The sequence below is a fragment of the Photobacterium aquae genome (assembly GCF_001029445.1).
Lineage (GTDB): Bacteria > Pseudomonadota > Gammaproteobacteria > Enterobacterales > Vibrionaceae > Photobacterium > Photobacterium aquae.
In genome coordinates, this window is sequence record NZ_LDOT01000014.1 from 27,560 (window position 1) to 40,535 (window position 12,976).

Consider the following 12,976-nt stretch of genomic DNA (forward strand, 5'->3'; position numbering starts at 1 on the left):
AGAGTACCGTAAAGAATATGAGCACTCCATCAATACCTAACTGGTTCTTCGAGTGACAACACTGTATTTCTCCTGTCGTTACATTCGTTTCAACAGCGAGCTATTTGCAGCTCATCAATACGGGTTGTCCAGCGATTAGAACGATAAGCCTGCCGCATATGCCAGTTGGTAGAGCCGATCACTGATGCCGGTTTAATCCCGTTTTTAAAACGTGCATTCATCTGATCAGTTATAGCCATGAGATCCCGGCGCTTCATTTCGGCCAATGCGCTGGTATCAAACATGTCCAGCTGAAAATGATCGTTATTGGCATCAGTCAATTCATCGAGTATTACGCCTATCTTCTGGTATTCGTAACCCGGACGGTATATTTTCGCCAATTGAACCAATGCCGAATCCAAAAACCTATAACTGTCCTGACTTGCACAAGCCAGTGGCACCGCACTACTTATGTTATGCTGGGGCAAATCTTTATACCGGTTCGTACGCAGAAACACACCAACCACCAAGGCTTGGCTTCCCTGCCTACGCAACTTCTCTCCCGCGCGCTGGCAGTGAAAAGCTAAAGCAGCCCGAAGCTCGTCGATTGCACTGATCCCAGATGCAAAACTGCGACTCGACAGGATCTGCTTACGCTTTTCATCAATATCGCCAGGTGAAATACAAGTTAGCCCTTGCAGTTCGAGGACCGTCCTGGCTAATCCGACATTCCATAGCCGCCGCATATCCGCCGCATTTTTCTCAGATAACTGCAACGCATCATTTAGCCCCGTGGAGCGGAGTCTAGCCGCCGTCCTCGCCCCGATCCCCCATATTGACTGAATATCTGTACGAGCTAATAACCAGCGGCATCGATGCTCTGAATCAAGTTGAATGACGCCATTAACCTTTGCTTCATAGCGAGAAGCGGCTTGGCTTGCCAACTTAGCCAACGTCGGCGTAGCTCCAATACCGACTCGTACTGGTAAGCCGATATGCCGCTGAATTGTCTGTTTGATTTCGTGACCATACTGGGTCAGCCCATCGAGCTTAAACCCGTCGAATCGAACAAATGCCTCATCGATAGAATACTGTTCAATGTAAGGCGAAAAACGGTGAAGCTCCTCAATAAAACGGCGGCTCATATCCGCATACAGGGCATAATTAGAACTGCGAACTTCTACCCCCAAACGCCTGGCTTCTCGTTCAATTTTAAACCATGGCGCGCCACGCTGAATTCCCAGCGCCTTTGCCTCATCAGACATCGCCACACAACACCCATCGTTGTTCGACAAAACCACAACCGGTTTGTTCGCTAACTTGGGATCAAACAGTTTCTCGCAAGAGCAATAAAAACTTTTGACATCGACCAATGCCCATACCTGATCACGATACCCGTTCAAATCGGCCATCGTCAGTCCAACAAGTTATGAATATTACGAGTAACTACCCCAAAAATTTCTGAATCTTCAGGCATAGGAAAAGGGTTATAGGCCGGGTTCTCGGCCTTCAGCCACCATGCATTATCTTTTCGAATCAATCTTTTGCATGTGAATTCATCATAGATACGAGCGATAACAATACGCCCAGGCCGAACGGGCTCGACACGGTCCACGACCAGTAAGTCACCGTCATAAATGCCGGCTCCTTCCATTGAATGTCCCGAAGCGCGCAAGCAAAACGTCGCATTAGGATGGCGGATCAAATAACTGTCTAGATCCAACTCCTCCTGATATCCATCCGCAGGGGAAGGAAAACCGCACTTTACAGCATCCAAAAACAGAGGCACCGCACACATGATTTATAACCCTTATAACTGTATTTATATACAGTATAATCATAAGGCGTTACAATAGTCACTTGTTAGGCAAAATTCATCCGTGCACCTGTTTATACACTAAGCAATTTATTGTTTTGGTATGAATTCCTTTCGAGAACGGTCCGATAACGACAGCCCATAATGTTATTCGACTTGATTTCGCACAAAATTGCTGGGATATCCAGCAAACGCACTGATAAATTTGCCTTTTATCACCATATCGCTTTATGAAATTGATATGATAGTCGTTTATATAAAGTGCTGATCACAAGCACTGTAGGGACATTCGGAGAAGAATAATGCAAAAGATTTTTGCGCTTTTGGCCGTGCTATTATTGGCTGGCTGTTCTAACACATATAGTGACAACCAATGCATTGGGGCAATGACAACTCAGGAAGCCTATGGCCACCTGAACCCGAACCGCTTTACTATTCAGGTACTGGCTCTAAGAGAAGAACGCCAAAGGGATGTAAAAAACTACATCCGCTCTATCCACGGCCAACAACCTATTTGGGTTAACTGGAAACGCAGCCAAGGTTACCACTGGTATGCAGTGATCTATGGCGATTTTGCGACAAAAGCTGAAGCACGCTACATGATTGACCAGCTGCCAGCAGATGTTCGCCAACAAGGTCCATTTATCCGCAGTTTTGCCGAAGTGCAAAGTGACAAACAAACAGACGTTTTCCGTCTGCGTTAATATGTCGCGCACCGCGATGCGCATCAAACAGACAAAAAAAGCCGGTTTTTAAACCGGCTTTCTTTTTATCTTTTTCTTATACAACGTATCTTCTGCTATAACGATACGGCAATGGCTATACCCATCAGTAAGTCGCTATCGTGGGGGTTATACCAACGTCTGATGTTCGGAATGATCCAAATCGGTGTCACCCTGTAACGTCATCTTCCGTAGCTCGCGCAACAAAATCACAACCAGCATGATCCCGGTTGCCGCCAAGCCGATCCCCAACCCGGCCCATACTCCGCGCAACCCCATCACACTCATCAGAACCCATGCAGCCGGAAAACCAATCAGCCAGTAACCAATTGCCGTACTGATTGTGGGTGCTTTGACGATTTTCATCCCTCGTAGAATACTAATTGCGGTAAGTTGCCAAGCATCTACCACAAAACACATCGCCACCATAATCATGACACCCGGCAGTTGAGCAACCAGTTCACTGGCCAATGCATCCCCTTCCACATTGAACACCACAGTTAAAAACTCTGGTTTTAAGCTAACCAGTAAACCAAATACGGCACTGGTCACTGTCACCAATACCACACCGAGCTTGGCATAACGCTTGACCATATCAGGCTCTTGACGCCCCATATGCTGGCTCACCAAAATCGAGGCAGCCTGAGATAGGCCGAATGCGATATTCCATGACAGGTTCAAGCACTGCATAGCAATCTGATGAATGGCCAATGACACTGCCCCCAACGTACCGGCCAGCAAGGCTGCCGCTGAAAACAACGCATGCTCAAGCATGGTTGCAATCATGATTGGTACCCCAATAGCCAACAAAGGCAGCAGGATCCCTAACTTGTACTGATCTAAAGCGACAAACGGATTGTAGCGACGGTACTTCGGGCGGGTGAACACCCAATAGCCGTAGCCCACCATGACAATAAACGCTGCCAGTGAAGTGCCATAACCTAGACCAGCAAGCCCCATATTCAAACCAAAGGCAAATAGGTAGCTCAACGGAACATTCAATACCACCGTAGCAACAGACATCACCATCACAGAGCGGGTATCACCGAACGCACTGACCAGACTACGCAGCACCAGCAGCATCAAGGTTGGTAGCATCGACCATTTCAGCGCATCCATATAATCCATCGCTAATACGACAGCTTGTGGATCTTGATCTGCCGCAATCAACAAGTGGTGCATCAGGTAAAACAATGGCTGTAGTGCCAAGGTCAGCAATACGGCAAGTAACACGCCGCTTTTCAGCGAACGGTTGACTTCCGCATCCCCTTTTTCAGGCTGGCTAACACGTTTGCCGTACGCGATAGCTATCAAGTTCGCAACACAACCAACGGTACTGCCAGCAACCGTAAATACGATCGAATAAACCGATGCCCCCAGCCCACCACCAGCGATCGCCATGATGCTCAAACGGGACATCATCCAAACATCGGTAAAAACCAACAATTGGGCAACCAGCTGTGAAATGATAAGAGGCACAGCAAGGCTGATCAATTTTTTCATTATTCACCTACGAACAAGCATGGGGGGATCCCCCCAAGGAAAAAGAAAAATGCCCAACAGAAGTCAAAATATTCAATAAAAGTAAAGTGTTACTGCTGGGAGAAATGTATTAAGGATACCAAAGGCAATACGCCAACATGATCTTGATCACTCTATTGGCTCTTGCATCATGTTTCAAACAACATTTATAGTTCTTTTGCATTCGAAAAACTCATGCAAAGAATCTAATACCCCATTGAACAACTGAAGATTAAGATGAAAAAAAGACATACATTGCTGCCACCATCACTCAATGGCTTGAGGGTCTTCGAATCTGCCGCTCGTCACCTTAGCTTCACCTTGGCCGCAGAGGAACTCAATGTTACCCAAAGCGCGGTTAGTCGACAGATTCGGCAACTCGAAGAAAAGATGGGGTTTCAATTATTTATTCGCCATCACCGCGCATTGGATTTAACCGAGCAAGGAAAGGAGATCGCTCTGATTCTTACCCGCCAGTACAGCGAACTCAATCACACCATTCGTCAGCTTCAGGCTAAAGAAAGTCATACCTTGCGGATCAAAGTCGTGATGAGTTTTGCAGTGCGCTGGTTGATCCCTCGTTTGCATTCATTTAAAGCACGCTACCCTACATTGGACATTAACCTAGAATCCAATATGGGCTACAGCAGCGAAGAGCTAAAACTTGAAAATGATGACTACGATATTGCCATCTATAATGTGCAGCACGAACCCAAAAGCCACTTCCCATTGCATTTCTTGCGCCGGGAGTACCTTGCCCCTGTCTATTCGGAGTTGCTTGCACCACAGCACACCCCGATGACCGTCGAAGATATTCTCCACTACCCGCGGCTGCACCCAAGCCCAGAACAGAGTGACTGGCAAGTCTGGCTATCACGTAACGGCTTGGATCAACATATCAACCAAAATGGTATTACTTTCAATACCCTAGACATGGCTTTGACATCATGCTTTTCGGGACAAGGCGTAACCATCACCGATCTGATGCTGGTGGTCAATGAACTGCGACAAGGCTACCTCCGTCTTCCTGAAGACGCGACCATTGTGACCAACAGTTCATGGGAATATTACTACCGAATAGGCCTTGAAAGTGACGCCGTCACAAGTTTCATTACTTGGATGGAAGAAGAATTGCAGAGCGACCATGCCGTACTAACGGCAATGGCGCATGAACATGGCTGGCAAGTGCTTGAATAAAATAGAAATAAGCGTTAAAGAGCTTCAATGAGTTCAGGGAGCAATTCAAACAGATCCCCCACTAACGCATAATCGGCTATTTCGAATATCGGTGCGTCTGGATCCTTGTTGATCGCTACGATCACCTTTGACTCTTTCATTCCGGCAAGATGCTGAATCGCACCAGATATTCCTATTGCAATATACAAATCCGGGGCGACAATTTTACCTGTTTGCCCTACCTGCAAATCATTCGACACAAAGCCAGCATCGACCGCCGCCCGCGATGCGCCAATAGCCGCCCCCAGTTTATCGGCAAGTTGCTCTATCAAGGCAAAATTTTCTTTGCTGCCAAGTCCTCGGCCACCCGACACGACTACCCGGGCAACTGGCAACTCAGGGCGTTCACTGACGACTGCTTGTCGACCAACTAATCGAGATACCGTATTGGCGATCACAACATCCAACTCGGCTATTTTGGCAAGCGGTTCACACATCTTAGTTGCATCCACATCTGGTGCTTCCACCGGATCAAATGCCGAACTGCGGATCGTCATTACCTTAATCGAATCAAGAGATTGTACCTTCGCCAATGCATTACCTGCATATATCGGCCTAACAACCGTATCCTCTGACTCTATACTTACTACATCTGCCAGCATACCGACATTCAGCAAGGCCGCCGCTCTTGGCAATATATTTTTTCCCGTCGTGGTAGCTGCCGCCAATATGTGACTATACCCCCCCCCAACTTCAGCGATTAGCCCAGCAAGACTCTCTGCGAACGGCTCAGAATAACTTTCATCGTCAGCCAGCAAAACGCTATTGACACCATCTATCCCCCCTGCCTGCCAAGCCACAGAATAACAATGTAAACCGGCCACCAGAATATCTACCGTCTCGGCCACAGACTTTGCCGCCGTAATCGCTTTCAGGGTCTCAATAGATAATGCATGATTATCATGCTCAGCTATGACTAATACCGCCATCAGATCACCTTATCATCATTTTTAAGCCTGTCGATCAACTCACTTACTGAGGCTACAGTTATCCCACCTTGTCTTGCTGGTGGTGGTATTACCCCAATCACCTTTTGGTGACGGTGTAACTCAACACCAAGCACTTGCGGGGTCACCGTTGTTAAGGGTTTCGACTTTGCTTTCATAATATTAGGAAGCGATGCGTACCTCGGTTCATTCAATCTCAAATCCGTACTGATCACAGCAGGCAGAGTCAAGGCTAATGTTTCCAACCCGCCATCAACCTCTCGAGTTACCGTGACAATGTCACTTTCCACTACAACCTTCGAGGCAAATGTCCCTTGTGGTAACCGTGCCAACGCTGCCAGCATCTGAGCAACTTGGTTGTTATCGGTATCTATTGACTGCTTGCCCAGCAATATCAGCTGCGGCTTCTCCTGTTCGATAAGGGCATGGAGCAACTTGGCAACGCTCAATGGCTCCAAATCCGGTTCCGCATCAACATGAATGGCACGATCCGCCCCTAAAGCCAGCGCCGTACGTAATTGCTCTTGGCAAGCGCCGCCACCGATGCACACAACGATAATCTCCGTCACCGCGCCTTGCTGCTTTAGCCTGACAGCCTCCTCAACCGCTATTTCACAAAAGGGATTCATGGTCATTTTCACATTGGCATTATCAATACCTGAACCATCGCTTTTGACTCTGATTTTCACATAAGGATCAACTACACGCTTAATCGCCACCAATACTTTCACACGTCCTTCCTTTGAATGAAGCCCATGATTCTTTGAGCCTAGCCGAGTTTACGTTTACGTCAACTGGACTATATTTTAGCTATATCCCATTCCCTTCTTGCGTAAGATCCAGAGCGAGCACAATTATGCCGACAGAGAGTTCCCGAGAAAGCATAGCGTTTGACGTAGTCATTGTCGGAGCAGGCCCGGCGGGACTATCAGCGGCCTGCTATATCATGCAAATGGCCAATGAGGCCAGTTACCCACTCTCGGTTTGCGTGGTTGAGAAAGGGGCCGAAGTTGGAGCACATATTCTTTCAGGGGCCCTTTTCGAACATCGAGCGCTTGATGAGCTCTTCCCTGACTGGGAACGGCTTGGTGCTCCATTACACACGGCCGTAAATCATGATAAGTTTTGCTATCTCACCAACCGTTTTAACTACCTCAATATTGACCCGAGTTACATCCCTGCCAGTATGGCCAATGACGGTAATTTTGCTATCAGCCTCGGCAGCCTTTGCCGCTGGTTAGCCCAACAAGCCGAAAAACTTGGGGTCCAAATTTTCCCTGGCTTCCCTGCAAGCGAAATTCTCTATAACCCGCAGGGTGCGGTATGCGGCGTGGCAACCCAAGACATGGGACGAGACAAGCACGGTCACCCCAAGCCCAACTTTGAATCAGGCATTGAACTCCACGCCAAATACACCCTGTTTGCCGAAGGGGCTCGTGGGCACCTTGGAAAGCAGCTGATTGAAAAATATCAGCTAGATCACGACAGACAGCCTCAGCACTATGCTTTGGGATTCAAAGAATTATGGGAGATTCCCAGCCACCAACATCTTCCAGGATTGGTCATCCATGGGATGGGCTGGCCTCTTAGCAACACTCACACCGATGGCGGCAGCTTCCTTTATCACCTCGACGACAATCTCGTTAGTGTCGGGCTAATTGTCGATCTCAACTACCGCAATCCCTATCTCAGCCCGTTCGATGAATTCCAGCAAATGAAACAGCACCCTTTGTTCAGTCAATATCTCGCCGGAGGTACGCGTATCGCCTATGGCGCAAGAGCCATTACAAAAGGCGGCCTCGCCTCATTGCCCCGCCAGCAAATGCTGGGAGCGCTATTGATCGGTTGTGATGCGGGTACGTTGAATATGGCAAAAATAAAAGGCAGCCATTGTGCGATGAAATCCGGCATGCTGGCCGCAGAAGCGGTGTTTGATGAATTACACCAAGGCCTGCAGCATACAACCCCGGGGTACGATATCCGCTTTCGCAATTCTTGGTTATACGATGAACTGTACGAAGCACGTAATATAACTGCTGGCATTCACAAATTCGGGCCACTGCTTGGCGGGGCACTGGCGACCCTAGAGCAAACATGGCTCAAAAACCGAATTTCATTATCATTGACAGATAGCCAGCCTGATCACCTAGCCCTTGAACCACTTGCCAAGCACAAACCCATTGAATACCCGAAACCTGACGGCAAACTAAGTTTCGACAAAGCTTCGTCGGTCTATCTTGCCAACGTCCAGCACGAAGAAAACCAACCGTGTCACCTTGTATTAAATGATCCCGCCATTCCGCTCAAACAACACTTGCCACTAAATGGGGAACCGAGCGTGCGTTACTGTCCAGCAGGTGTCTACGAAATCCTCGAGCACAAAGGGAAACCCGCGTTTCAAATCAATGCAGCAAACTGCATCCACTGCAAAACCTGCGATATCAAAGATCCCTCTCAAAATATCAATTGGGTAACACCGGAAGGTGGATGCGGCCCCAACTACCCCAACATGTAACGCATAAAAAAGGCACTGCCGTCTCCAGTAGTGCCTTCATATCTCGATTATATTCGCTTAGCGTGCCCAGCGCGCCTCGCGCCATACCGCTTGATCTTCTGCAGAGAGAAATGTCCAAGCCACAAAACGGGTCAGCTTTTGCCCTTGAGCCATATCAATGGTTTTTACTTCAACCGCTCCGGCTTTCTGCAGTTGTTGGTAAATCCCTTTCAGGTTCTCTTTTTTCGAAACCAAGGTCGTAAACCAGAAGCACTGGCCGGCTTTTTCTCGGCTTTGAGTAATCATGCGCTGAATGAATGCCGCTTCACCGCCAGGGCACCACAGCTCTGCCTTTTGACCACCAAAATTAAGTACCGCTTTGCTATTTGCTTTACCGCGCATCGATTGAAAATCAGCAGGCTTACCCTTAGCACGCATATTTTCTGGTTTACCAAATGCCTGCATCTCTTTTTTCTTGGCATTAGCCGCTAGATTTTTCACCTTGCGCTGACTACCGGCCTCAGCCTCTTCCAACGATGCATGAAACGGCGGGTTACACAGAGTGAAGTCGAACACATCATCATCGTTGATCATACCAGTGAAGATATGATCAGGATTCTTCTGCAAGCGACATTGGATTTGACCACTCAGTACCGGATTGGAATCCGCAATAAACTTGGCAGTTTTCACCGAAACCGAGTCAATATCTGCGGCAACGAAACGCCAACCATAAACGCTACGACCGACAATTGGGTATACACAGTTAGCCCCGGTGCCCACGTCAAGCCCGCGAATATGTTTACCCCTAGGGATCGCACCACCATTAGAATCAGCCAACAGGTCAGCAATATAGTGAATATAATCAGCCCGCCCGGGAATAGGAGGACAAAGGTAACCCTCGGGAATATCCCAAAAATCAACCTGATAGAAATGGCTTAGCAAAGCACGGTTCAGTGTCTTCACGGCCTGCGGATCAGAAAAATTAACGGACAAATCCCCGTAGGCATTTTCAGCAACAAATGGTGCTAAAGCAGGACAGCTTTTGATCAAGGCTGGGAAGTCGTACCGGTCGCGGTGAGGATTTCGAGGATGCAGCCCTTTGCTCTGGGCCTTAACGGGAGTCTTTTTATTCATAGCCTTAATCATAGACGCTGTGACTGTGCCAATGGCGAAAGTGCCGTATCTTACTCTAGCCAACTCTGTACGTCAGCAGCTAAAAGCCATTCTCAGTTGAGAAAACCATCAAATTGCCCGGCCTCACGCGATCACACTGATTATTACATTGGTTTCGTTCTATTTTTAACCAAGGGCACTTCAACACTGCTGTTTGCTTTTATTACATATAGAACACTATTTCATCACGGAATATTTTGTAATAAAATAGGTACTTAGGTAACATTTTGGAGACAATATACTATACATACTCATTATCTTAACTTTACTTATAGGTATTGCCACCTATCGTTAAAGCTTGTTTGAACAGCTGTTTAAGGATGAACCGCCCATGAGCTTACTAAAGAAAATATCTTACTTACTACTGTTCATCCTCACCGTTTCTGGGGGCAACACATTTGCTCGGCAAACCCTCCCTGCCTCTGTTGCCTTTTACTATAACGATATTGATTCCGTACGCGAACTCATCAACTACAAACGGGTTGTTGTCACCCCTGCGCTTATTTCCGACAAACAAATAGCCACCCTACACAAAGCAGGAACAAAGGTTTTCGCCTACCTCAGCGTAGGAGAATATGATGGAGAGATACTCCCCGCGACACTTAAACAACATTCACCGACCTTCAACCAGAACTGGGCTAGCCATGTCATGGATCTCAATGCGCAGCCTTGGCAAGAATATTTGAACCATGAGGCCCAAAAACTCATGGCCAGAGGCTTTGACGGCTTGTTCCTTGATACCCTTGACAGCTATACCCTTTTTGCCAAGCAGGCCGCGCAAAAGCAACAACAGCAACAGGCTCTAACCAATATTCTCAACCAATTTAACCAGTTATCCAGCCGCCCATTGCTGATGCTCAACCGTGGCTTCGAAGTCATCGAGCAATTGCCTTTCAAGCCCTACGCGGTAGTCGCCGAATCGCTCTATCATAGCTACCATCCTCTGGACAACAGCTATCAATCCGTCCCGAAACAAGATACCACATGGCTAAGAAACCGCCTCAACGAAGTCAAAACCCGGGGTATAGAAGCCATTGTCATTGACTACCTACCCGCAGATAACAGAGAAAAACAAAAACAAGCGGCACAGCGTCTTATTGACGAAGGGTATACCCCTTACATTAGTGACGGGATGCTCTATCAATATGGAGTCAGTACCATTGTTCCCGTCGCAAAACGCGTATTAGGCTTTTACGACGGCCAATACGGGAAGATGACGACCTCGGCTTGCCACCGAATGATGGCGATGCCCATCGAGTATTATGGGTATGTCCCTGAATGCCGTGATATCCGAAACTACAATTTCACTAATCATGATCTAAGCGCCTATGCCGCTGTTTTTATATGGCTTGAGGAAGCCAGTTACCAGCGTTATCCGGCGATCAACCGCTGGCTGGCAGAATTGTTAGGTACGAAGCCACTCCTCTTTGTGAATAGCCTGCCCGTAGACGAAACCCTTCTATCCCAACTCGGCATCAAGTCAAATGGCGATTTACAAGGACAAGTACACCAAAGCCAAGGGAAAGATTGGACAAAAGGCTATTATCCAGCAGCCTATAGCCCATTTGAACGGCACCAAGCATGGCAACCTAACGGTCATGGGGTCAGCAGCCTGATCCGCTTTACCGATGAACAAGGCAAAAGCACAACATCGCTGTTCAAAGCACCGTGGGGAGGCGCTGTTTTGTCTCCATTCCCAGTAATGAGCCTTGCCAACGATAGCGAGACTTGGATTATCGATCCCTTTCGGCTAGTCGATGAAACACTCTCTCTGCCACCTATTCCTGCTGCTGATGCGACTACCGAAGGTGGCCTTAGAATTCTGACCAGCCATGTAGATGGGGACGGTTTTCCGTCAAAGGCATGGTTCCCCGGCAAGCCTTACACCGCTGAAGTGTTGTTGGAGCACGTCTTCAAAAAATATCGGATTCCGCAAACCGTCTCGGTCATTGAAGGAGAAGTCGGTTCTCGTGGGCTGTATCCCAAAGAGAGCCACGCAATGGAAAACGTTGCCCGCAATATCTTCAAACTTCCTCATATCGAAGTGGCTTCCCACACTTTTAGCCACCCGTTCTTCTGGGACTTTTCAAAAACAATCAAAACCAAACAGTATGGCGACAACCTCCCGATCCCCGGTTATACCGTCGACTACTACAACGAAATCATCGGCACAGCCGATTACATCAACACCAAGCTGGCTCCGAAAGGCAAAAAGGTAGAATTAATCCTCTGGTCTGGGAAAGCCGACCCAACCGAAGACATTCTCAATATTGCCGAACAAGCCGGCCTGCTCAACGTTAACGGTGGGAATACCTATGTCGTAAAAGGAAACCGCAGCTTTACTCAGGTGTCATCAACTATCGTTTGGTATCCATCCGCCGTGCAGGTATATGCTCCAATCCTGAATGAAAACCTCTATACCAACCTGTGGACGGAACATCACGATGGCTATAACCGCGCTATTGAAACATTCAATATTCTCGGAAGCCCTCGCCGCCTGAAGACAATCGGCATCTACTACCATATGTATTCAGGGGCCTACCCAGCTTCGCTCAAAGGCCTATTGGACGTCTATGATTGGGCTATCCGCCAACCAGCAACACCGCTGTTTCTCAGTGAGTACGCCACCAGAGCCCGAGCCCTTTACGAAACAGGCATAGCCAAAACACTCAATGGGAATTGGCAAATTACATCAACGGGTATAAAGAGCATCCGAGTGCCGACATCCTTGGGCTACCCATCCAGCCAGCAAATTGCCGGATGGAACAAAGGACCCGATGGACACTATTTGATCCTGAGTCAACCTAGATTAGAACTTGCAACTACCGAACAGCCAAACTATTCGGTCCAATTAAAGAGCACCAATGGGCAAGTAAAAAAATGGCAAAACAGTAACGGGCAGATCCAGTGGGCAATCAATTCACACGTCCCTCTCAAGGCCACGCTTTATGCAAAACGTTGTCAACTCGTTTCTGGGGATCACGTCTCTATGACAACGAACAAAGGGCTGGTTACTTTACGCACCAATAAATCTGGGCATTTTTCCGGCACACTTCGTTGCCAGAACGGTGTTTGAATGAGGGGATAG

At 47.9% G+C, this 12,976-nt stretch carries 10 protein-coding genes; 4 read left to right on the forward strand and 6 right to left on the reverse strand.

Features of this window, described 5'->3' with window-relative positions; genetic code table 11:
• Nucleotides 1–89: 89 nt before the first annotated feature.
• Nucleotides 90–1,391, reverse strand: a complete 1,302-nt coding sequence (locus tag ABT56_RS11660) for a Y-family DNA polymerase (RefSeq protein ID WP_205626075.1) — start codon at nt 1,389–1,391, stop codon at nt 90–92.
• 2 nt (nt 1,392–1,393) lie between these two features.
• Nucleotides 1,394–1,777, reverse strand: a complete 384-nt coding sequence (locus tag ABT56_RS11665; protein ID WP_047879056.1) for a LexA family protein — start codon at nt 1,775–1,777, stop codon at nt 1,394–1,396.
• Between the two features lie 320 nt (nt 1,778–2,097).
• Between ABT56_RS11665 and ABT56_RS11670 the strand changes: the two genes are divergently transcribed.
• Nucleotides 2,098–2,499, forward strand: coding sequence for an SPOR domain-containing protein (locus ABT56_RS11670; protein WP_047879057.1), 402 nt, complete (start codon nt 2,098–2,100; stop codon nt 2,497–2,499).
• A gap of 147 nt (nt 2,500–2,646) precedes the next feature.
• Here ABT56_RS11670 and ABT56_RS11675 read toward each other — a convergent pair whose 3' ends face one another.
• Nucleotides 2,647–4,020 (reverse strand): MATE family efflux transporter, encoded by a 1,374-nt coding sequence (locus ABT56_RS11675; protein WP_047879058.1) that lies wholly within the window; start codon nt 4,018–4,020, stop codon nt 2,647–2,649.
• A 255-nt stretch (nt 4,021–4,275) separates the two neighbouring features.
• Between ABT56_RS11675 and ABT56_RS11680 the strand changes: the two genes are divergently transcribed.
• A complete protein-coding gene (locus ABT56_RS11680; RefSeq protein ID WP_047879059.1) occupies nt 4,276–5,235 on the forward strand; it encodes a LysR substrate-binding domain-containing protein in 960 nt (319 codons plus the stop codon).
• A 14-nt stretch (nt 5,236–5,249) separates the two neighbouring features.
• Here ABT56_RS11680 and ABT56_RS11685 read toward each other — a convergent pair whose 3' ends face one another.
• Nucleotides 5,250–6,203 carry an electron transfer flavoprotein subunit alpha/FixB family protein gene (locus ABT56_RS11685; protein WP_047879060.1) on the reverse strand — a complete coding sequence of 318 codons (954 nt, stop codon included), beginning with the start codon at nt 6,201–6,203 and terminating at the stop codon, nt 5,250–5,252.
• Nucleotides 6,203–6,952, reverse strand: a complete 750-nt coding sequence (locus ABT56_RS11690) for an electron transfer flavoprotein subunit beta/FixA family protein (RefSeq protein ID WP_047879061.1) — start codon at nt 6,950–6,952, stop codon at nt 6,203–6,205. The genes ABT56_RS11685 and ABT56_RS11690 overlap by 1 nt, the downstream gene beginning before the upstream one ends.
• Before the next feature lie 125 nt (nt 6,953–7,077).
• Here ABT56_RS11690 and ABT56_RS11695 point away from each other — a divergent pair, with 125 nt between their 5' ends.
• Nucleotides 7,078–8,736 (forward strand): electron transfer flavoprotein-ubiquinone oxidoreductase, encoded by a 1,659-nt coding sequence (locus tag ABT56_RS11695; RefSeq protein ID WP_047879062.1) that lies wholly within the window; start codon nt 7,078–7,080, stop codon nt 8,734–8,736.
• Nucleotides 8,737–8,793: 57 nt separating this feature from the next.
• Here ABT56_RS11695 and rlmF read toward each other — a convergent pair whose 3' ends face one another.
• A complete protein-coding gene (rlmF, locus tag ABT56_RS11700) occupies nt 8,794–9,849 on the reverse strand; it encodes a 23S rRNA (adenine(1618)-N(6))-methyltransferase RlmF (RefSeq protein ID WP_047879063.1) in 1,056 nt (351 codons plus the stop codon).
• Between the two features lie 370 nt (nt 9,850–10,219).
• Here rlmF and ABT56_RS11705 point away from each other — a divergent pair, with 370 nt between their 5' ends.
• Nucleotides 10,220–12,964 carry an endo alpha-1,4 polygalactosaminidase gene (locus ABT56_RS11705; RefSeq protein WP_047879064.1) on the forward strand — a complete coding sequence of 915 codons (2,745 nt, stop codon included), beginning with the start codon at nt 10,220–10,222 and terminating at the stop codon, nt 12,962–12,964.
• The last annotated feature ends 12 nt before the right edge of the window (nt 12,965–12,976 follow it).

Excerpts from the sequence above, each read along its gene's own strand:
- ABT56_RS11675 (WP_047879058.1), bottom strand. The coding sequence starts at position 4,020 with ATGAAAAAATTGATCAGCCTTGCTGTGCCTCTTATCATTTCACAGCTG.
- ABT56_RS11670 (WP_047879057.1), top strand. The coding sequence starts at position 2,098 with ATGCAAAAGATTTTTGCGCTTTTGGCCGTGCTATTATTGGCTGGCTGT.
- ABT56_RS11695 (WP_047879062.1), top strand. The coding sequence starts at position 7,078 with ATGCCGACAGAGAGTTCCCGAGAAAGCATAGCGTTTGACGTAGTCATT.
- ABT56_RS11685 (WP_047879060.1), bottom strand. The coding sequence starts at position 6,203 with ATGGCGGTATTAGTCATAGCTGAGCATGATAATCATGCATTATCTATT.
- ABT56_RS11665 (WP_047879056.1), bottom strand. The coding sequence starts at position 1,777 with ATGTGTGCGGTGCCTCTGTTTTTGGATGCTGTAAAGTGCGGTTTTCCT.
- ABT56_RS11680 (WP_047879059.1), top strand. The coding sequence starts at position 4,276 with ATGAAAAAAAGACATACATTGCTGCCACCATCACTCAATGGCTTGAGG.
- ABT56_RS11660 (WP_205626075.1), bottom strand. The coding sequence starts at position 1,391 with ATGGCCGATTTGAACGGGTATCGTGATCAGGTATGGGCATTGGTCGAT.
- ABT56_RS11705 (WP_047879064.1), top strand. The coding sequence starts at position 10,220 with ATGAGCTTACTAAAGAAAATATCTTACTTACTACTGTTCATCCTCACC.
- rlmF (WP_047879063.1), bottom strand. The coding sequence starts at position 9,849 with ATGAATAAAAAGACTCCCGTTAAGGCCCAGAGCAAAGGGCTGCATCCT.